Source organism: Corynebacterium sp. LaCa117, assembly GCF_046717765.1.
Taxonomy (GTDB): Bacteria; Actinomycetota; Actinomycetes; order Mycobacteriales; family Mycobacteriaceae; genus Corynebacterium; species Corynebacterium kefirresidentii.
Genome location: NZ_CP177102.1, coordinates 134,079 through 151,330 on the forward strand (window position 1 = coordinate 134,079; position 17,252 = coordinate 151,330).

Consider the following 17,252-nt stretch of genomic DNA (forward strand, 5'->3'; position numbering starts at 1 on the left):
TATGGTGGGGCCCATGAACGCAGGGGTCACCGATATCGCACAGGCGCGGGCCAAACGCGCCAATAGCGTGGTATCCCTCAAACGCGAGCCCCTAACAATCATTTGCCAAGCCGCGAATATCCGCGCCGATGGTGAGGTGCACCGCCAGATTGGCTTTAGCGATGCCCTGACCTTCACCGAGTTGCACCGTGTGCTGCGCATTTGCTTTGGCCTGCCGGAGGAGGAATCCCCCTGGCACTTTTATGAACACACCGAGGCGCGTGGCCCGCGCATCGATCCGGAACGTCAGGCCTCCGAATTCCTCTGGCGCGAAGGCGATCAAGTCGACTTCGCCTGGGGGTTATGGGACTTCGAGCTGGTGGTAGCTGAAATTTATCCGCGCGATAATGGCACCCCGGAAGCGCTATGCGTAGGCGGCTCGGGCTCGCTCTTTGCACCCTTTGAATTAACCAGCGTCAACCGGGAATTGACCGGGCAAGAAGTCACCGATGAGGTCCTTTCCGCGGTAGTGTCCCCTGTGCGTGATTTGATTGAGCGCACCAAGCTCTATGACTTTGTTCCGCTGCTGCAGGCGATGGACCTAAGCAGGGGTACCGAATTGTCGCCGAATACTGCCCGCGTGCTCGCCAGCCTGCCGCGCGAGGTTACCCATGAAGGCAAAGATGCTTTTTGGTCCATGGCGCTAGCCCTATCGTGCATGGGTGGCGCGGAGCTGACCGATTCCGTGGTGGAGACCACCATGGATGCCCTCGGCTGGGTTAATGACGATGGCTCGGCGCTGACCGGGGCTGAAGTGCGGGAGTTATGTGCGGCATCGTTGCAGCAATTGGCTGGGATAGGCGCCTATGGTGCCGAATCCGCCGCGCCGGTGGATCGGTTGGACATGTACCGAGCGCTCTTGCGCGGGTAGGCTACTCACTCGTGACTAACTCCGCTGATGACGCCGTAGAAGTAAAACCTTCGTCCACCTCGCTGCACACCCAACTGGTGCGATTTATTTCCGTGGGTGTAGGTGCCGCCGCCATTGACTATGGCCTGACGCTTTTATTGACGTATGTGGGACTGCACCGTTCCGCCGCCAAGGCCATCGGTTGGGTCTTTGGCACCATTGCCGCCTACCTGGCTAATGCGCGGTGGACCTTTGGGGTCAAAGTCTCCGGCCGTACGGCCGTTACCGTGGGGATCTTGTACGCCTCCACTTTCGCGGTTCAAAACTTCTTGTACTGGGTGCTCAATGAGCCGCTTTTATCCCTTGGCTTAGAAGGCGTGCTTAAAGACACCATCGCCTTTGTCATCGCCCAGGGCGTGGCCACAGTGACCAATTTTGCCATTCAGAGGGCCTTCATTTTTAAAGAAAAATAACCTCACCACGGGAATCGAGCCCGACCAATCTGCGCGCGGGGTGTCAAGCTCTCGGTGGTGGCGGGTATGTGCCGCGCTTATCGATGCCCCCCTTGCCCAGCCCCTGCAGTTCGGCTTCGGCCTAGCTAGGGCGCCGGAAATCTTCCCTGCGCCCGCGGTTGTGGAGCTTGAGCCATTCGATAAAGCCGGCCGGATCGTGGCGCTGGATCAGGAAGAACCAGCCAAAGCGGGCGAATTCCTGCGGCAGTAGCTTGCGCATGCCGCGTTGCCACAGCAGGTAGCCGCGATTGCGGTAAGTGAAAAACCGCTTGAACTCACCCTCTGGAAACTGGGTGTGCATCTTGCCGCCCAAAATGGGCTTAAACTCATCCGATCCATCTGGGTGCAGGTAGCTTGTGGTCAGCGCCGTGCCGAAAGAAAGCCCGGAATTGACCAGCCGGCGGTGGTATTCCACCTCATCGCCGCGGATAAAGAGCCGGTAGTCCGGCACACCAATGATCTCCATGGCCGCTGCGGAAATCAGCGCGCCGTTAAATAGCGATGCGATGCCAGGCAGGAAATCGCCCTCCAGCTCATCCATTCGTCGGCGCCACACTAGGCCTTGGCGCAGGGGGAAGGCGAGCTGGTCGGGATCGTTGATATTGCATACCGCTGGCGAGACCTCATGCAAACGGTTGGCCTCGGCCACCCGATACAGCTCCGCAAGGACCGTGTGATCGGCGGGGCGGCCATCGTCATCGGCACACCACACGGCATCCGCGCCCAAAGAAAGGGCGGTGAGAAAGCCTAGCGCAAAGCCGCCAGCTCCGCCCAGGTTGGTCTCCGAAGGCACGTAGACGCCGCGGTCGCCCGCCATGGACTCGACAAGTTCACGCACTGCATTTTCCGCACCATTATCCACCACGATCACCCACTGCACGGGGTGGGTTTGGTGTACCACCTGTTCGAGCGATGCCCGCAGCAGTTCGGCGCGCTGATGAGTAACAATGACGGCGGCGGTAGAACCGGTAGAAGTCAGGGTGGCAGTCATGGGTTCCATCTTGCCACCGGGGCGGGGGACCAGCGCAGAAACACTCCGCATTGGTGGAGCGAAAAGTGGATATAGGCGCCGCTTTGCGGATACTGTGAAACCTATGGAAAACTTCTGGCCGCCTTTTGCGGTGACCATTCGGGCCTGCGATGATACGGGCCGCGGGGTTGACCTGCGTGTCATGCGCGATGAGGACATCGCACAGGTAGCGCAGGTGTGTGCGGAAGATATCTATGGCGACGACATTCCAGAACATGCATTTCCCTGGCTTTTTGATGAGAAGACGAATACCCCCGCCGCCATGGCCCAGCACCGATGGGAGCACCGAGCGAAGCTGTGTCCCCAGAAGTGGACCTTGGATTTCATCGCTCGCCAGGTAGAAACCCAAGAATTAGTAGGCGTGGTGGACCTGGCGGCAGAAAATTTTGCGGCCGCACGGGAAATAGAAACTGCATCATGGGTGCTGCACCGCTTTCAAGGCCAAGGCTATGGCACGCTTATCCGCCAGGCGATGGCGGCGTTTTCCTTCTTGCACCTCGATGCGGGTTCGCTGTGCACCAGTTGGATAAAAACCAACCGCGCCTCAGCCCGGGTGAGTGAAAAGTTGGGCTACCGCGTTAGCACCGAGGCAAAAGAAGAGCCTGCGGGCCCAGAAAAAATTAACCGGCCGGTGGTCAGCGCGCGCCTGAGCGCTGCGGACTATCACCGACCGGAAGGGGTGCAGGTGGACGTGACGGGTGTGGGGGACCAGCTGCTGCATATGCTCAGCTAGTTGCCGCTGGTGTCCTCATTTTCAAAACGCTCGCGCAGGTCGCGGACGTAGTCGCCCACCTCAGGTCCTTCGTACTCACCGACGACCTCGGAAACCTCGCCTACCGAGCGGATCTCACCGTGGTCGATCCACAAGGCGGTATTGCATAGCTGGGCCAAAAAGTCATTGGAGTGGGAGGCAAAGACCAGGATGCCGGAGCGCTTCACCAGCTCCTGCAGGCGTACGCGTGCCTTGGCCATGAAGGCGGCGTCGACTGCACCAATGCCCTCATCCAACAACAGGATTTCCGGCTCAATGGAGGTCACCACGCCGAGTGCCAAGCGCACTCGCATACCGGTGGAATAGGTGCGCAGCGGCATGGAGAGATAATCGCCGAGCTCAGAAAACTCCGCAATCTCATCCATCTTCTTTTTCATCTGCTTGATGGACTGGCCCAAAAACAGGCCGCGGATAATGATGTTGTCGTAGCCAGAAACTTCCGGGTCCATGCCTACGCCCAAATCAAAAACGGGGGCCACCCGACCGCGCACATCGGCAGAACCGCGGGTGGGCTCATAAATTCCAGACAAAAGGCGCAGCAAGGTGGATTTACCGGCGCCGTTATGGCCCACCAGACCCACGCGGTCGCCCTCGCGCAGGTGCAGGTTAATGTCCTTCAGGGCTTCCACCACGACGGTGTTTTGGGCATTTTTGCCAATGGCGCCACCGGCAGAAGAGAGCATGGCCTTCTTCAGTGAGCGAGATTTGGCATCAAAGATGGGAAAGTCCACGCACGCGTTATACGTATCAATCGAGACCATCAGTCAGTATCCTTTCGAGGAATCTCCACAAGTACAGGGCGTGGGCTTAGACCCAGTAGCTGACGCGGAAGCGCCACTTGCGCATGACCAAGCCGGCGATGAGCAGGCCGAGCACGGTGCAGCCGATAACGATCCACCAGTGGTAGGCGGCTACCGGCTCACCGATCATGGGTGCGCGGACGATTTCTAGGTAGTGATAGAGCGGGTTGATCTCCGCGATGCGGGCTCGCCCGGCCACGGCACCGCCCTGATCCTTCAGGGTATTGGTCATCCACACAATCGGGGTGACGTAGAACAAGAGCTGGGTTAAAGCCTCCAGCAGCGGGGCTACGTCACGGAAGCGGGTGGCAATGATGCCAAAGAACATGGTGACCCACACGCCGTTGACCAACAACAACGCCAAACCTGGGATAAAGAGGAAGAACTCCCAACCCAGACTGCGCGGGAAGATGAGGATAAGCAACAGCCAGATGATGAGGTTATGGCCCAAAAATAAGGTTTGGCGCCACACCAGGCGGTAGACGTGCACCGAAAGAGGGGCGGGAAGCTGTTTAATCAAGCCCTCATTATCAATGAAGACGGTGGAGCCTTCCTTGATGCAGCCCGAAATGAAGGTCCACATAATAAGGCCCACGGTGACGTGGGGGAGGAACTCCGCAACGGGAATCTGGAAGAGCATGGAATACAAAAGGCCCAAGGCGAGGGCCATCACGCCGGTGGCGATGGTGATCCAAAACGGGCCCAGGACAGAGCGGCGGTAGCGCTGCTTAATATCTTGAATACCCAGTTTGAACCACAGCTCGCGCTGCTGTGCCCCCTGCGCAAGGTCCGCGAAGGCGGCCTTGAGGGTCTCGGACTGGGACGCTGGGGTGGCCTCGCCGTCTGGCTGGGAGGTCATGCGGGCGATATCAGCGCGCAGTTGATTGTTATCTTGCACGCTCAACACCCTAGCGCGCGGGCTGGGCAAACGGGAACTACACGCCGCTAGCCTGCGAAAACGGCCGTATTCAGCGAAAATCCAGATTTGGGAAACTTGGGCCAAACGCGTATACAGTAGGGAATCGACCGCCACTGAGTGGCGATGCCTAGCGCGAAAAAGAAGGGACCGAAATGCCAGCAGGAGCTTCGGCGCACTATGACGTATTCAGTGTGCGCGGTTTATATACCGGGCTATCTGATGGTTGGACCTACCTTAACGCGCACGCGGTTCCCCAGATTTCTGAGCGAGTAGCCTCCGGCGTGGCCCGCTCTTTCCGTATGTCTACCGCGGTGGCGCCCCAGGAAGGGCCGGGTGGCGCCCACTCTGCCACACCCGCGCCGGGGCGCTTGGAAGGAGATGGGAATTACACCGCTGCGCGCATGGCCGTAGCGGATCTGACCGGTTCCAAAGCAGACCGCGTGGTGCTCGGTCCCTCCCTGCCGGTTCTTTACCAGTCCTTGGCGCATGCGGCGCGCCCGCTTTTACGCAGCAATTCCTCACTAGTGCTCTCAAAGCTGGACCCGCCTTCCCTGTATTCAGCATTTTCTGAGGTCAAAGCAGAAACCCGCTGGGCCCAGCCAGACTTAGGCACGGGTGAGTTGCCGGGGTTCCAATTCGCCGAGCTTGTCGACGGCTCCACGCGACTTGTCGCTTTCTCTGCCGCCCACGAGCTTTTGGGTACGGTCTCCCCGACGGCTGAGATCATAGACACCGTGCATGAACGCTCTCGCGCCTGGACGCTTCTCGACGTCTCTGCGATCGCCCCCTACCGCCCCATCAACTTCGATGAGCTCGGTGCCGATATCTTGGGTCTCGACCTTGGTCTGCTGGGCGGCCCGCAGCTAGCGGCCTTGGTATTCCGCGATACCCGTATGTTCCGCCGCCTCGATGCCCTTGATCCGGTGCATGCCAGCAAGGGCGCTCGCAAGCTGGAAACGCCAATTTCCTCTGGCCTGGCCGGCGGTGTCGGACCACTCGTGGACCATCTTGCCGCCCTCGCCGGTGGGGAGAATGGCTCCCGCCGCAAGCGCCTGCGCACCTCTATGGATGCGCTTAGCGCCTACCTCGAGGACCTGCGCGGGGACCTTTATTCCTTCTTGAGCACCTTGCCTGCCGTGCACATCCTCGGAGTGACAGGAGAGGCGGCCGCAGGCGCATCCGATGATCGCCTGCCGCGCCTTACCTTTGCTGTGAAGGGCGTTCCGGCGGAGACCGTGTACAAGCGCCTCTTTGATAATGGATTAGTCACCACGCTTGCCCCACAGACCCCGTTGCTTACGGAGATGGGCGTGGAGGAAATCGGCGGCGCCGTTACCGTTTCGCTTGGCCCCTTCAACACTTATCACGACGTCGAACACCTCACCCGTGTTGTAGCCTCACTGGCTTAAGCGGTAAGCACCAGGGTGCCGGTGACTTCACCGCTGTCGAGTGCAGCGTGGGCGCGGGCGGCGTCGGCAAGCGGGTAAGTGGCGTGCAACGCATGCTTTACTCGGCCGTCCTCCAACATGGGCCAGACATTTTCTACTGTGCCCGCCACAATCTGCGCTTTGTCTTCTAGATCGCGGGCGCGCAGCGTCGTCCCTTGGATAGTCAGGCGCTTGGACAGCATGGCTCCTAGATTGATTTCCGCTTTGGTGCCGCCCTGCATGCCGATAATGATGAGCTTGCCGTCCTTAGCTAGGCACTTCATATTCTTTTCTAGGTACTTTGCACCGATGATGTCCAAAATAACATCGCAGCTTCCCTTTAACTCATCTAAGAAGTCCTGCTCCTTATAGTTGATGAGGATGTCGGCGCCCAGCTCGCGGCAGCGATCCAATTTCTCTTGCGAACCGGCCGTTACCGCCACTTCTGCTCCTAGCGCCTTGGCTACCTGGATGGCAAAAGTACCAATGCCACCGCCTCCACCATGGATAAGCACACGCTGGCCCTCGTGGAGGTTCGCCTCGATGCCCAGGTTGGACCAGACGGTGCATCCGACCTCGACTACCGCCGCGGTTTCCTCAACGCTATACCCCTGGGGTAGAGGAAGTAGCTGGCCCTGTGGGACCGCAACGTATTCGGCGTAGCCACCACCAGCGAGCAAACAGCCCACTTCGGTGCCCACCTCCCAGTCGGTATCCCCGGCGTCCGTGATGGTGCCCGCTGCTTCCAAGCCCAGGATTTCTGACGCCCCCGGTGGCGGCGGATAAGCTCCCATCGTTTGCAGGATATCGCCGCGGTTAACGCCTGCCGCCTGCACCTTGACGAGAACCTCGCCCGGCTGGAGCTGGGGAACCGCGACCTCTTGGAGTTCTAGGGACCGGCGCTCATGGGGATCGGTCTGGACAATTGCCTTCATTTTTCCTGTAGTCATAGGCCCAATCTAACGAACCTGGTGTGTCCTGCGCTACGAAAAATGCTGTATTTCAGCATTGCAGGTGGATTTTTGGGAAACCAGGCCATCTATTTAGTACACTGACTAAGTTGCTTCGTAGGCAAGAAGAGTGCCTTCGATATACAACGTGGAGACGTGGCAGAGTGGCCGAATGCACCGGTCTTGAAAACCGGCGAGGTAATACCTCCGCGGGTTCAAATCCCGCCGTCTCCGCCAACGTCTTAATTTATGGCTCGGCGATACCTCGGTAGCTTCTGGCTCACGCTAGGAGTTACCGTTTTCTCGTTTTACTTATGTGCGGATATCCCGGGAAGCCTCACCCTGGATGGTGTTAACCCGAACTTGGTCATGGCGGGGCACCGGAAAAACGGCTTGGGGTAAAAACCTGCTTCTTTTGGTGCTGCGGCGTTTCATACCGGGGGATGATGCGCCTGCTGCGGCGTTTCATATCGGGGGATGATGCGCCTGGTGCGGCGCAGACTTAATCTTGGAAATGTACAGGGCAAGTGAGATGTGATTGTGATCAAGCTCTGTAGCGAAGATAAAAATTACTCGGCGAAAGGACACCATGAGCACTTCGGAGTTTTACCTAGCAGCAGCGGAATCTACTAACCCTAACGATACGTGGTGGTTCCTCGGGTTCCTTCCCATCTTTTTGCTCGTCGCGTTCTGGATAGCGGCCTTAATTTCTATCATTTCTTCTGGGTACACGCTTGCAGCGAAGGTGCTCTTTATCGTCGCTACCTTCACACTGCCCTTCTTAGGACCGCTTATCTGGTTCCTCTTTGTTCGCGGAAAAGAAGACAAGAATAGAAGGGTCTAGACGGCTCGCCGTGGGGGCGCGTTAACACGCTCCTTGTTGTTCCAACCACGCGTTAATGCCGCCACGCAGGGAAACCACCTGTGAGTATCCGCGCTCGCGCAGAGCGTGGACGGCTTGGGCGGAGCGGATGCCGCTGGCGCAATATATAACGGCTACCTCGCCCGGTGCGATATCGGGGTTTTCACCGGCGAGGATGCGGTTGAGGGGAAGATGCGCTGAATTAGGAATGGTGGACCGGGCGCGCTCGGGGTCGGTGCGGACATCGATAAGCATGGCGTGGGCAGGGATCTCGCGGACCTCGGGGGCATCGTCCGGCTGGGTAGGCTCCGCCCCGGTGGAACGGATGGGGATATATTCCCACGTCCCAGAAAGGGCCTCGTAGTAGCCGAGCGTGCCCATAAGCGGGGTGCCGACGCCGGTAATGATTTTTAAGGCTTCCAAGGCCATCGCGGATCCCACCACGCCGACGATCGGCCCCAGAACGCCGGCCTGAGAGCACGAAGGAACCTCGCCTGGGGCAGGGGCAGTGGGAAAGACATCCTCGTACACGGGGCCCTTGCCCGACCAAAAGACGCTCATTTGCGCATCGAATCCCAAGATAGAGGCCCAAATGTGCGGAATGCCCAAGCTATGGGCGGCCCAAGAGCACAGGTAGCGGGCGTCGAAATTATCCGTGCCATCGAGGAGCACGTCGCAGCCGCGCAATTGCTCGAGGGCGGTGGCCGTTTCGAGGCGACCATGGCAGGTGATGTCCACCTCCGGATTGAGCGCACGGACGGCGGCCGCGGCGGAATCAGTCTTCGGCGTGCCGATGGCCGCGGTGGTGTGGATGACTTGGCGGTGAAGGTTAGAGGGGGAGACCACGTCGTCGTCGAAAAGCGAAATGCGGCCTACGCCCGCGCCAGCTAGGTAAAGCAGGGCGGGGGAACCCAAGCCGCCGGCCCCGATAACCGCTACGTGGGCTTGAGCGAGCTTGCGCTGTCCCTCCTCGCCCCAGAGCGCTTCTTGGCGGGCATAGCGGATGCTCATTCCAGACCCACCCAGTTAGTGGAGCCATCGCCGTGGCTTTGTTCCTTCCAGATGGGCACTTCTGCCTTGACGCGATCGGCGCATTCTTCGGCCGCGCGGAAGGCATCGCCGCGGTGCGCGGCGGCCGCAACTACGGCAAAGGCCAGGTCGCCGACCTGAAGATCCCCCGTGCGGTGAGCGGCCCAGAGGCGCACCGGATGGCTGGAGGAGACGGCGTCGGTGATGTCCTGCAGCTTCTCTGGCGCGGAAGGGTGGGCGCTATAGGAAAGAAGGGTGACATTCGGCCGTCCGCCATCATGATCGCGGACGACGCCTTCAAAGGTGACAACGGCACCCATGGCGGCCGTGGCGGTCTCTTCCTTGGCAGCGGCAAGGTGGGATTCAAGGGGCTGATCGCTCAAAAGCGTGCCAATGGTGCAGCCGGTCTGTTCGGCCACATAGGAGGGATCAGTGCTCATGTACTCCTTCTAACATATCGACGATCGGAACAATTAATTTATCCAAAACTGCACAGCCGTCTTTTACCCCGCCGGTGGAACCAGGCAGCGTCATAGCAAAGGTGGAGTCATTAACACCGGCAATCGCGCGGGAAGCCACCGCGGTGGGCACGCTTTCCAAGCCTCTCTGCCAGAAGGCCACTGCGATGCCAGGCAGCTCGCGGGTGATATGCGGCGCGACAGCCTCTACCGTCTTGTCATCTTGGGTCAGACCGGTGCCACCAGAGGTTAGGATGACCGAGGGTTCTTCGGCGAAGGCGGCAGCAACGGTGGCGGCAATATCGGCATCGGGGACGATGCGTGCAGCGGGGCAGTCAAAGCCCTTGCGTCGCAGGAAATCTACCGCGATAGGGCCGGATCGGTCCTCGTAGATACCCGCGGCGGCGCGAGTAGAGGCGACGATGACGATGGCGGTGCGCTGTGGGCTCATAGTGGGTAGACCTCAACTTCTTGGCCTTCCGCAAGGCGTTGGCCGGCAGGGATGCGGATGAGATGGGTGGCGTCGGCCGCTTGGGCGAGCAGATGGGAGCTGGCACCACCGAGGATATGGGCGTGGGAATCGACGCGCCCACGGCGAAATTGGTCCTTGCATGGGAGGCCTTCGATGCCTGCCGCGAGCGGAACGCGGAATGGCTCCGGAGCCCAGCCCAGTGCCGGGGCCACGAAGAGGCGGAAACTTACCAACGTGGAAATGGGATTTCCCGGCAGACAGATCACCGGCGTGCCGTGGAAAGCAGCGATACCCTGTGGCCCGCCAGGCTGCTGATCCACATGACCAAACCAGCCATCGAGCACTTGGCGTACTACTTCAAACTTCCCAGCAGAGATTCCGCCCGAGGTAATGATGGTGTCTGGGTGATGCTGCGCAATGGCTTCTGTCAAAGCGTGGGTTAAGGCCTGCGGGTCATCATCGGTGGTGATAAAGCCCGCGACGTCGATGCCGGCGCGGTGGGCCAATGCCGTCAATAGCGGCGCATTGGCGTCAGGAATGGCCGCGCTACCACTGCCAATCTCTGCTCCGCCGGTGCAGATGAGGATCCGGGCGGGGCGGTAGACCTCCACCTCGGCGATGCCTTGGGAAGCAAGGGCGGCCAAGCGGACCGGCGTGAGTTTATCGCCCTGGGCCGCCAGGAGGGCGCCTTCTTCTAAGTCCGAGCCGGCGCGGCGGATGAATTGCCCAGGTGAGGTCACCGGCACGGTGACATGGTCACCAGGGGCGAGGAATTCTTGTGGTTCGCAGTGCTCAATAGGCACGATGGCTGCAGTTGCTTCCGGAACTTTGGCACCGGTCATGATGGGGCAGGCCGCGTTGAGTGAGCCGTGGAGCACTTGGGCGGGCTCTGTACCGGCGGCGATGGTGGGGCCTACCTGGTAAGTCCCGGCCGCACACTGAGGGAGGGCGTAGCCATCCATTTGTGAATTATCAAAGCGCGGGGAAGGGAAATCAGCGCGGATATCCGCAGCTAAGACCATATCCTGCGCCTGATTGAGGGTCACGGTGGTCACATGACGTAAGGGCAGGGCCGCGGCGACCTTGCGCGCGTGAATCTCGGGTGTGCGCATGTCGGCTAGTTTACCCGCGGTCTCGACACGGCAGGGGTGCGTAGGCATAGTAGAAGGCATGTTGACCGTTCACTATTTCGCCGCCGCCCGTGCCGCCGCGGGGGTGGCTTCTGAGCAGGTAGATGCCCCCGCTACCTTGGGTGAATTGGTAGCGCAGCTGGGCAAGGACCATACCGGCACCACTGCGGCCGGCATGAGCCTAAAAGAAGTGCTGGGGCGCTGTAGCTTTCTTATCGACGGCGCTGGGAACACCGCCATGGATTCCCCCCTGGCTGGCGTGACCCGCGTGGACGTGCTGCCGCCTTTTGCGGGCGGCTAATCGCGCTGGCGCAGCGGACTGGTAAAGAAATTGATGACGCTGCTGACAATGGAGAGCACGATGGCGCCGATAATCGCGGCTCCCCAAGAGTCGATGATAAGGTGGCCAATTCCGAGGTCCAGCGTATTGAGCGCCCACTCCACAATGATGAGCGCTGCGCCGTTTATGACGAGGGAGAAAAGCCCAAGCGTCAGGCACGTCAGCGGTGCGCCGAGGATGCGCAGCACCGGCGTGACTACGGCATTAATGATGATGAAGACGATGGCAATGGCGATGAAATTTCCGGTTTCGGCCGGAGTGATAGAGATTCCGGGAATGACAGTGACCACGGCCCACAGCGCCACCGCAATGGCAAAGACATTCAGGGCGAAGTTAATGAGCGATCGCATTTAGCCTCCTATGGTTGCGTTCCACGCCTGCAGTAAGGCGTCGGTTTCTTCCCTGGTGGTAACGGTAATACGAATGCCCTCGCTAAAGGCGCGAACGAGCACGCCGCGTTCGGCGAGGCGGGCGGCTACCTCTTGTGGAGTGCCCAGACTGGCAAGATTCTTAGCCGGCAGCCACACGTGATTCGCCTCGGAATGCGGCACGCCCCAGTCCTGCAGGGCTGCTTCTAAGCGCTCGCGCTGGACGACGGTCTCCTCGGTACGCTCCCGCAGTGAATCCTGCGCCGCCAGTGCCGCGCGGGCGCCAACCTGAGCCACGGTGCTGGCGGAGAAGGGGATAGCCACCTTATTGAGGGCCTCAATGATATTTTCCGGGCCGAAGGCATAACCGATACGCACGCCGGCCAGGCCATAAGCCTTAGAGAAGGTGCGCAGGCACACCAGGTTGGGAAAGGTACCCACCAGCTCCGTGCCCAGCGGGGTGTCGGTGTCGCGGTTGTATTCGATATAGGCCTCGTCGAGGGCTACGAGGACGTCGGCAGGCACGGCATCCATGAATGCGGCGAATTCGGCCTTGGTAACCGTGGTGCCCGACGGGTTATTGGGATTGCACACGAAGATGAGCCTGGTTTTATCCGTGATTTTCTTCGCCATGGCAGGAAGGTCCACGCGCTGGTCTGTACTGAGCGGAACCGGAATGGGGTGGGCGCCCACCACTTGGGCGAAGATGGGGTAGGCCTCGAAGGAACGCCATGGGAAGAGGATTTCTTCGCCGGGAGTGGCGGCAATTTCTACCAGCTGTTGGCACAATGCGGAGGAGCCGGTGCCCACCGCTACCTGCTCCTGATCCACGCCCAGGTGCGCGGCTAGGTCCTCGCGCAGTGCGGTGGCCGCAATATCCGGGTAGCGATTAGCCTGTGCGGCTGCCTCCGCCATGGCCGCGGCCGCTTCTGGCAGGGGCGGGTGAGCAGCCTCGTTAGAGGAGAGCTTGAGTGCATCATCGTTGCGCGCACCAGCGACATAAGCAGGGATGGCTTTCAGATCAGGGCGAATCATGCCTACCACTGTAGGGCCTGCGCCTTTGCTGCGGGAGCGAAAGCAGGGGGCTAGTTTGGCAGCGGCGGGGCAGGCAGGTATTGTCAAACGAGGTTCCTAGTGAACCGTGGAGATGTGCCAGAGCGGCCGAATGGGGCTCCCTGCTAAGGAGTTGACCCTTCTGGGGTCCGGAGGTTCGAATCCTCTCATCTCCGCCATCTAATCCCGAGCGTGCGCGCTCGGGATTTTTTAGTTTGCGTTTTCTAGACTCGTCGGCTCCGTGGAGTGGAGAAATCTGCTATTTGTTCTGGTACTTGGCGCAGCGGCGGAAGAGCGTGAGCATGCCAACGCCGAAGATAAAGCTCCCGGTAAATACCGCAGCGCGCAGGGAAGTGACCTCGTGGAAGAGAGCAGGCACCATGAGCATGGCGATAACAGAGCTAATGACTCCTAGGACGAGGAAAGTAATCGTCACGATAGGTCCCGGTGTGGATTGCTGCGGCATGGGGGTCAGTCCTTTCATCACTCAATTCTGATGAAAATAACTCTAGGTTGCCCTCCCAGGAGCTGCAATAGGAAATTCTTAAGGGATCAAGCAGGGCCTTAGGATTCTAGGGCAGGAAAGACCTCGTCGCGCAGTAGGTGGGCGAGCTCGCGATTTGGGTTGGTGGGGTCTACCCATGCGACTTCCGCAATCTCTGCGGCTGCGCGGGCAAGGACAGGGCGGGGATAGGTAAAGATGTGGCCGCGCACGGTTTCGCCGGGTTCGTTGGCGGCCGGTGCGTCGAAGGTGCCGAGCGGGGAAAGCTCCGGGAGGCGGACCTCCACGCCGATTTCCTCTGCGACCTCGCGGGTTGCAGCCTGTGCAGGGGTTTCGCCAGCCTCAAGTTTGCCGCCAGGTAACTGGAACTTGGTGGACGAATCTTTGCGCACGGTGAGGACATGGCCAAAGGAATTTCGGAAAACTACGGCGGCAACTTCAATCATGGGCCCGACTATAACTCGCTGCGGCGGTTTAATTCAGAATGCCGGGTGCCCACTCGCGCTCCACTTGGGCAAGCGCTGCTTCTATCTGCTGCTCATCCAAGCCGATATTGGGAGTGCCTGTGGATACCGGGTCACCGGCGAGCACGGCAAGTAGTGTCCAGCCATTATTAACGGTGGGGCTCACACGCAGATCGTCGGGGTTTTCCGCAATGGCAGTGCCATCTGACCTCATCAGTTCAGGCGGATAGTCGACAGCTTTCACGGTTGCGAGCTCTGGTAGTACTTCCGTGGAGCCATCAGGAAAGAACACCATGATGCGCGCATGGTGGAAGTAATAGTGGTCATCGCCTATAGGGTTCTTTTCTTCCTTGGAATCAAAGTGGTAGAAGTTTCCCACCAGTACGGGATAAAACTCGAGCCAGTTATTGGCCCACGCTGTGCAGAGCAGAGTGCGCTCATTGTGGGTCGAGGCCAGCCAGCGAACGGGCTTGGAAATGCCGAATGCGATGATGGGCAGGCTGATGAGCAAGGCGATGCGGAAATCGAGTCCGGTAAGAGCAAAGGGGAAGAGTCCCAGAATTACGATGCTACCCATATGGAAGAGCTGGAAGAGGAAGTCGAATTTCGTATGGTTCTTGGAGGGGCAAGGGCCGTTATTAATAACGGCCTCGCGCAAGCCGGTGGCATCGGGGCGGGTATTTGGGGTGCTGACGCGCTTGATGTTCTCTTTGCTGAAAAACTCGTCCTCGTGCGGGGAGGATGGCACGTAGTTGCATAAGCGCAGATTCATAGGGGATGGGTACTCCTTGGCTCAGGGGGCTGGCCTGTGCCTATGAGGCTACGGGAAGGCGAAGCGTTACGTGGGCTTGTCGCGACGCAAGAGACAAATGAATATAAAGTGGTGCCCATGAGTGACTCGAGGTTTCCCCGTTCGGTGTTTGCAGTTGGCACCGACCCTGATCCGCGTTTCACGCTCGCTAATGAGCGCACGTTCCTGGCGTGGATTCGCACTTCCCTGGCGTTGATTGCTGGCGGAGTAGCACTTGAGGCCTTTGACGTTCCGCTGCCAGGCACCCTGCGTGCCGCGGTATCGGTCTTCATGCTGATAGTCGCCATAATCTTGCCCGTGGTGGCGTGGGGGCATTGGAAGCAATCAGAGCGCGCAATGCGAGAGAATCGATCGCTACCGTTTAGTTTCGGCCTTCCGGTCCTTGTTGCTGTAATCGTGGTGGTGGCTGGTGCGCTTTTGGTAGGCGAGTTCCTTGTCTAACCAGCCCTTTGATCCTGGTCTGCAACCAGAGCGCACGCGCCTGTCTTGGCAGCGCACCCTTTTGGCGCTTTCCTTAGTGTTGCTAGGCGTGATGCGGGCGGTGAGTGTGCACGTCTTCTTGCCGCTCGTCCTCCTTGCCGCCGGGGTGCTGGCGCTGGTCTTGGCGGTGTGGCAACGTGCCTCGCTTGTCGACGTCGCCCTGTCTTCCCAGGCTCCCCTTCCGCATGCAATCATTTTGGCCAGTACCGCCGGTCTGGTGTCTTTGCTGGCAGCCTTCGCCCTGTGGGGTCTATTCCTGTAGTCATCCCGGTGTCGTCATTGAGGTGGCTTCTGGGCGTCGTCATGCGGCCAGGGAGGATCTCTGGCGGATTTTCTGGGCAAATGACGTAGTCTAAGAAGGCTGAAGTCAATAACCTGGGGCTGGAAAGGCGGGTAGGCCATGGCGGAGACCACCGAGCGGGCTAGCGATATTGTCGAGGCATGGCTCAAACAAGAAGACGCCATTGACCCCACCAAGGCCCCGCGCCTCCAGGAACTCCTGGAGAGGGTGCCCCTGCAGGAACTCATCGCCGTCGTCGAGCGGCAAAATGCCGTCCGGTCGGCCTTGGCCCTGCGCTTGTTGCCGCGCCAGAAATCAATCGTCGTCTTTGATGCCCTCGATGCAAAGCACCAGGCCGATATCATCGATGAGCTGGGCAATGCTGATGTCTATGAGTTCTTCGACGAGCTTGATCCGGAAGACCGCGTGGCTTTGCTGGATGAGCTGCCCGCGGAGATTGCGGACCGGCTGCTGCGCTCACTGACTCAATCCAAGCGCGATGTCACGGGCGTGGTGTTGGGCTATGTCAAGGGATCGGTGGGGCGCCGAATGTCACCCGAGGTGCCTGGAATCCACCCGGACATGAGCGTTAGGGACGCGCTGTTTAAACTGCGGGAGACCGCACATGAGCTGGAAACTATCTACACCGTGCCCATCACTCGCGAGGATAGGCGTCTTGTGGGAGTAGTGAGCCTGCGCGAAATCTTCACCGCTGATGCCGCGCTGACCATGGCCGATATTATGCACGACCCCATTTTTGCCCGTGCTAGTGCTGATGCGGAAGAAACCGCGCGTTGGTTCCTCCCATTGGACATTCTTGCGCTGCCAATCGTGGATGATTCGCACCGCTTGGTTGGTCTGCTGACGTGGGACGATGCTACGGACATTGTGGAGGAAGAAGATAGCGAGGACTCCGCTCGTGCTGGCGGTACCGAGGCCCTTCAACAGCCGTACCTATCCACGCCTTTGCTCAAGCTGGTGCGCTCGCGCATCGTATGGCTGCTCGTGCTGGCAGTTTCTGCGCTGTTGACTGTGCAAGTATTGGACTCCTTTGAAGACACGCTGGCCAAGGCCGTGGTCCTCTCACTATTTATCCCGCTGCTGACCGGCACCGGGGGCAATACCGGCAATCAGGCTGCCACCACGGTGACCCGTGCTTTGGCGCTGGGCGATGTCCGCACCCGCGACCTCGTTGCCGTTTTGTGGCGCGAGCTACGCGTCGGCATGTTGCTAGGCGCCGTGCTCGGCTTGGCGGGACTGGGGCTGGCTACGCTGGTTTATGGCATGAGCATCGGCCTAGTCATCGGTTCGACGCTGTTTTTGATTTGCTCGATTTCTGCGACCGTAGGCGGGCTGATGCCCATCGTGGCTAAGACCATCGGTGCCGATCCGGCGGTCTTTTCCAACCCGTTTATCTCTACCTTCTGTGATGCTACGGGCCTCATTATTTACTTCCTCATTGCTAAGACCGTGCTGGGAATTTAACCCACCCTTCATTGATCGGGGGTAGGGGAGCGGTGGAGTGATTTCTGGTTTCGGGCAGGTGTGGTGTGTGCTATTCGGGGGTGCGGGGGTGGTTTATTGTGACGGGATATGGTTTCTGCGTCACATGTTTTGTATGGTCAGTGCATGCTTCGCAGTGAATTAGATAACTTTCTATTTGCTGTCTAGGCCAGCTAATAACCTGGGAAGTACGGAGCATAT

The 17,252-nt window shown here is 59.5% G+C and carries 22 protein-coding genes and 2 tRNA genes; 11 read left to right on the forward strand and 13 right to left on the reverse strand.

The features are described from left to right. Position 1: 1 nt before the first annotated feature. Both ACLI1L_RS00650 and ACLI1L_RS00655 read left to right on the forward strand, forming a co-directional pair. Positions 2 to 910 carry a hypothetical protein gene (locus ACLI1L_RS00650; protein ID WP_411708379.1) on the forward strand — a complete coding sequence of 303 codons (909 nt, stop codon included), beginning with the start codon at positions 2 to 4 and terminating at the stop codon, positions 908 to 910. 11 nt (positions 911 to 921) lie between these two features. Next, a complete protein-coding gene (locus ACLI1L_RS00655) occupies positions 922 to 1,362 on the forward strand; it encodes a GtrA family protein (RefSeq protein ID WP_317001448.1) in 441 nt (146 codons plus the stop codon). Between the two features lie 121 nt (positions 1,363 to 1,483). Here ACLI1L_RS00655 and ACLI1L_RS00660 read toward each other — a convergent pair whose 3' ends face one another. Next, a complete protein-coding gene (locus ACLI1L_RS00660; protein WP_200288995.1) occupies positions 1,484 to 2,401 on the reverse strand; it encodes a glycosyltransferase in 918 nt (305 codons plus the stop codon). A gap of 94 nt (positions 2,402 to 2,495) precedes the next feature. On the opposite strand from ACLI1L_RS00660, the gene ACLI1L_RS00665 reads away from it, so the two are divergent. Next, positions 2,496 to 3,164 (forward strand): GNAT family N-acetyltransferase, encoded by a 669-nt coding sequence (locus tag ACLI1L_RS00665; protein WP_411707779.1) that lies wholly within the window; start codon positions 2,496 to 2,498, stop codon positions 3,162 to 3,164. On the opposite strand, the gene ACLI1L_RS00670 is transcribed toward ACLI1L_RS00665, so the two are convergent. After that, on the reverse strand, positions 3,161 to 3,964 hold the full coding sequence (locus tag ACLI1L_RS00670) for an ABC transporter ATP-binding protein (RefSeq protein WP_086588605.1): 804 nt from the start codon (positions 3,962 to 3,964) through the stop codon (positions 3,161 to 3,163). The two genes, ACLI1L_RS00665 and ACLI1L_RS00670, sit on opposite strands and share 4 nt — an antisense overlap. A 46-nt stretch (positions 3,965 to 4,010) precedes the next feature. After that, positions 4,011 to 4,862, reverse strand: a complete 852-nt coding sequence (locus tag ACLI1L_RS00675) for an ABC transporter permease (RefSeq protein WP_051138321.1) — start codon at positions 4,860 to 4,862, stop codon at positions 4,011 to 4,013. Positions 4,863 to 5,074: 212 nt separating this feature from the next. On the opposite strand from ACLI1L_RS00675, the gene ACLI1L_RS00680 reads away from it, so the two are divergent. Beyond that, positions 5,075 to 6,331, forward strand: a complete 1,257-nt coding sequence (locus ACLI1L_RS00680; RefSeq protein ID WP_394285931.1) for an aminotransferase class V-fold PLP-dependent enzyme — start codon at positions 5,075 to 5,077, stop codon at positions 6,329 to 6,331. On the opposite strand, the gene ACLI1L_RS00685 is transcribed toward ACLI1L_RS00680, so the two are convergent. Then, positions 6,328 to 7,284 (reverse strand): NAD(P)H-quinone oxidoreductase, encoded by a 957-nt coding sequence (locus tag ACLI1L_RS00685; RefSeq protein WP_411708380.1) that lies wholly within the window; start codon positions 7,282 to 7,284, stop codon positions 6,328 to 6,330. The genes ACLI1L_RS00680 and ACLI1L_RS00685 overlap by 4 nt on opposite strands. Before the next feature lie 165 nt (positions 7,285 to 7,449). On the opposite strand from ACLI1L_RS00685, the gene ACLI1L_RS00690 reads away from it, so the two are divergent. Beyond that, positions 7,450 to 7,536 (forward strand) — tRNA-Ser (locus tag ACLI1L_RS00690). 352 nt (positions 7,537 to 7,888) lie between these two features. Further along, positions 7,889 to 8,143, forward strand: a complete 255-nt coding sequence (locus ACLI1L_RS00695; protein WP_086588608.1) for a PLD nuclease N-terminal domain-containing protein — start codon at positions 7,889 to 7,891, stop codon at positions 8,141 to 8,143. 21 nt (positions 8,144 to 8,164) lie between these two features. Here the strand turns inward: ACLI1L_RS00695 and ACLI1L_RS00700 are convergent, their stop codons facing one another. The 4 genes from ACLI1L_RS00700 to ACLI1L_RS00715 are packed head-to-tail and all read right to left on the reverse strand — an operon-like array spanning position 8,165 to position 11,232. Then, the gene (locus tag ACLI1L_RS00700) at positions 8,165 to 9,172 is read right to left on the reverse strand and encodes a ThiF family adenylyltransferase (protein ID WP_086588609.1); all 1,008 of its coding nucleotides are present in this window, start codon (positions 9,170 to 9,172) and stop codon (positions 8,165 to 8,167) included. Continuing rightward, positions 9,169 to 9,630, reverse strand: coding sequence for a molybdenum cofactor biosynthesis protein MoaE (locus ACLI1L_RS00705; RefSeq protein WP_023020357.1), 462 nt, complete (start codon positions 9,628 to 9,630; stop codon positions 9,169 to 9,171). Before ACLI1L_RS00705 ends, ACLI1L_RS00700 begins: the two co-directional genes overlap by 4 nt. After that, positions 9,620 to 10,099 (reverse strand): MogA/MoaB family molybdenum cofactor biosynthesis protein, encoded by a 480-nt coding sequence (locus ACLI1L_RS00710; protein WP_086588610.1) that lies wholly within the window; start codon positions 10,097 to 10,099, stop codon positions 9,620 to 9,622. The genes ACLI1L_RS00705 and ACLI1L_RS00710 overlap by 11 nt, the downstream gene beginning before the upstream one ends. Beyond that, the gene (locus tag ACLI1L_RS00715; protein WP_411707780.1) at positions 10,096 to 11,232 is read right to left on the reverse strand and encodes a molybdopterin molybdotransferase MoeA; all 1,137 of its coding nucleotides are present in this window, start codon (positions 11,230 to 11,232) and stop codon (positions 10,096 to 10,098) included. Before ACLI1L_RS00715 ends, ACLI1L_RS00710 begins: the two co-directional genes overlap by 4 nt. 58 nt (positions 11,233 to 11,290) lie before the next feature. On the opposite strand from ACLI1L_RS00715, the gene ACLI1L_RS00720 reads away from it, so the two are divergent. Next, on the forward strand, positions 11,291 to 11,551 hold the full coding sequence (locus tag ACLI1L_RS00720; RefSeq protein WP_411707781.1) for a MoaD/ThiS family protein: 261 nt from the start codon (positions 11,291 to 11,293) through the stop codon (positions 11,549 to 11,551). On the opposite strand, the gene ACLI1L_RS00725 is transcribed toward ACLI1L_RS00720, so the two are convergent. Both ACLI1L_RS00725 and hisC read right to left on the reverse strand, forming a co-directional pair. After that, on the reverse strand, positions 11,548 to 11,940 hold the full coding sequence (locus ACLI1L_RS00725) for a phage holin family protein (protein WP_394286166.1): 393 nt from the start codon (positions 11,938 to 11,940) through the stop codon (positions 11,548 to 11,550). The two genes, ACLI1L_RS00720 and ACLI1L_RS00725, sit on opposite strands and share 4 nt — an antisense overlap. After that, positions 11,941 to 12,993, reverse strand: a complete 1,053-nt coding sequence (hisC, locus tag ACLI1L_RS00730; RefSeq protein WP_411707782.1) for a histidinol-phosphate transaminase — start codon at positions 12,991 to 12,993, stop codon at positions 11,941 to 11,943. A 108-nt stretch (positions 12,994 to 13,101) separates the two neighbouring features. On the opposite strand from hisC, the gene ACLI1L_RS00735 reads away from it, so the two are divergent. Continuing rightward, positions 13,102 to 13,190 (forward strand) — tRNA-Ser (locus ACLI1L_RS00735). An 80-nt stretch (positions 13,191 to 13,270) separates the two neighbouring features. Here the strand turns inward: ACLI1L_RS00735 and ACLI1L_RS00740 are convergent. From ACLI1L_RS00740 to ACLI1L_RS00750, 3 genes are all read right to left on the reverse strand, one after another. Continuing rightward, the gene (locus ACLI1L_RS00740) at positions 13,271 to 13,495 is read right to left on the reverse strand and encodes a hemolysin III family channel protein (RefSeq protein ID WP_411707783.1); all 225 of its coding nucleotides are present in this window, start codon (positions 13,493 to 13,495) and stop codon (positions 13,271 to 13,273) included. An 80-nt stretch (positions 13,496 to 13,575) separates the two neighbouring features. Next, entirely contained in the window at positions 13,576 to 13,959 is a 384-nt protein-coding gene (locus ACLI1L_RS00745; protein ID WP_394286661.1) for an NUDIX hydrolase, read from the reverse strand. Positions 13,960 to 13,987: 28 nt separating this feature from the next. After that, entirely contained in the window at positions 13,988 to 14,749 is a 762-nt protein-coding gene (locus tag ACLI1L_RS00750) for a hypothetical protein (protein ID WP_411707784.1), read from the reverse strand. A 117-nt stretch (positions 14,750 to 14,866) separates the two neighbouring features. On the opposite strand from ACLI1L_RS00750, the gene ACLI1L_RS00755 reads away from it, so the two are divergent. The 3 genes from ACLI1L_RS00755 (at position 14,867) to mgtE (ending at position 17,033) form a co-directional block, all read left to right on the forward strand. Next, the gene (locus ACLI1L_RS00755; RefSeq protein ID WP_049359000.1) at positions 14,867 to 15,229 is read left to right on the forward strand and encodes a YidH family protein; all 363 of its coding nucleotides are present in this window, start codon (positions 14,867 to 14,869) and stop codon (positions 15,227 to 15,229) included. Continuing rightward, the gene (locus ACLI1L_RS00760) at positions 15,222 to 15,530 is read left to right on the forward strand and encodes a DUF202 domain-containing protein (protein ID WP_200288386.1); all 309 of its coding nucleotides are present in this window, start codon (positions 15,222 to 15,224) and stop codon (positions 15,528 to 15,530) included. Before ACLI1L_RS00755 ends, ACLI1L_RS00760 begins: the two co-directional genes overlap by 8 nt. A 138-nt stretch (positions 15,531 to 15,668) precedes the next feature. Next, the gene (gene mgtE, locus ACLI1L_RS00765) at positions 15,669 to 17,033 is read left to right on the forward strand and encodes a magnesium transporter (protein ID WP_316327971.1); all 1,365 of its coding nucleotides are present in this window, start codon (positions 15,669 to 15,671) and stop codon (positions 17,031 to 17,033) included. Positions 17,034 to 17,252: the final 219 nt, after the last annotated feature.

Excerpts from the sequence above, each read along its gene's own strand:
- ACLI1L_RS00650 (WP_411708379.1), top strand. The coding sequence starts at position 2 with ATGGTGGGGCCCATGAACGCAGGGGTCACCGATATCGCACAGGCGCGG.
- ACLI1L_RS00660 (WP_200288995.1), bottom strand. The coding sequence starts at position 2,401 with ATGGAACCCATGACTGCCACCCTGACTTCTACCGGTTCTACCGCCGCC.
- ACLI1L_RS00665 (WP_411707779.1), top strand. The coding sequence starts at position 2,496 with ATGGAAAACTTCTGGCCGCCTTTTGCGGTGACCATTCGGGCCTGCGAT.
- ACLI1L_RS00670 (WP_086588605.1), bottom strand. The coding sequence starts at position 3,964 with ATGGTCTCGATTGATACGTATAACGCGTGCGTGGACTTTCCCATCTTT.
- ACLI1L_RS00675 (WP_051138321.1), bottom strand. The coding sequence starts at position 4,862 with ATGACCTCCCAGCCAGACGGCGAGGCCACCCCAGCGTCCCAGTCCGAG.
- ACLI1L_RS00680 (WP_394285931.1), top strand. The coding sequence starts at position 5,075 with ATGCCAGCAGGAGCTTCGGCGCACTATGACGTATTCAGTGTGCGCGGT.
- ACLI1L_RS00685 (WP_411708380.1), bottom strand. The coding sequence starts at position 7,284 with ATGAAGGCAATTGTCCAGACCGATCCCCATGAGCGCCGGTCCCTAGAA.
- ACLI1L_RS00695 (WP_086588608.1), top strand. The coding sequence starts at position 7,889 with ATGAGCACTTCGGAGTTTTACCTAGCAGCAGCGGAATCTACTAACCCT.
- ACLI1L_RS00700 (WP_086588609.1), bottom strand. The coding sequence starts at position 9,172 with ATGAGCATCCGCTATGCCCGCCAAGAAGCGCTCTGGGGCGAGGAGGGA.
- ACLI1L_RS00705 (WP_023020357.1), bottom strand. The coding sequence starts at position 9,630 with ATGAGCACTGATCCCTCCTATGTGGCCGAACAGACCGGCTGCACCATT.
- ACLI1L_RS00710 (WP_086588610.1), bottom strand. The coding sequence starts at position 10,099 with ATGAGCCCACAGCGCACCGCCATCGTCATCGTCGCCTCTACTCGCGCC.
- ACLI1L_RS00715 (WP_411707780.1), bottom strand. The coding sequence starts at position 11,232 with ATGCGCACACCCGAGATTCACGCGCGCAAGGTCGCCGCGGCCCTGCCC.
- ACLI1L_RS00720 (WP_411707781.1), top strand. The coding sequence starts at position 11,291 with ATGTTGACCGTTCACTATTTCGCCGCCGCCCGTGCCGCCGCGGGGGTG.
- ACLI1L_RS00725 (WP_394286166.1), bottom strand. The coding sequence starts at position 11,940 with ATGCGATCGCTCATTAACTTCGCCCTGAATGTCTTTGCCATTGCGGTG.
- hisC (WP_411707782.1), bottom strand. The coding sequence starts at position 12,993 with ATGATTCGCCCTGATCTGAAAGCCATCCCTGCTTATGTCGCTGGTGCG.
- ACLI1L_RS00740 (WP_411707783.1), bottom strand. The coding sequence starts at position 13,495 with ATGAAAGGACTGACCCCCATGCCGCAGCAATCCACACCGGGACCTATC.
- ACLI1L_RS00745 (WP_394286661.1), bottom strand. The coding sequence starts at position 13,959 with ATGATTGAAGTTGCCGCCGTAGTTTTCCGAAATTCCTTTGGCCATGTC.
- ACLI1L_RS00750 (WP_411707784.1), bottom strand. The coding sequence starts at position 14,749 with ATGAATCTGCGCTTATGCAACTACGTGCCATCCTCCCCGCACGAGGAC.
- ACLI1L_RS00755 (WP_049359000.1), top strand. The coding sequence starts at position 14,867 with ATGAGTGACTCGAGGTTTCCCCGTTCGGTGTTTGCAGTTGGCACCGAC.
- mgtE (WP_316327971.1), top strand. The coding sequence starts at position 15,669 with ATGGCGGAGACCACCGAGCGGGCTAGCGATATTGTCGAGGCATGGCTC.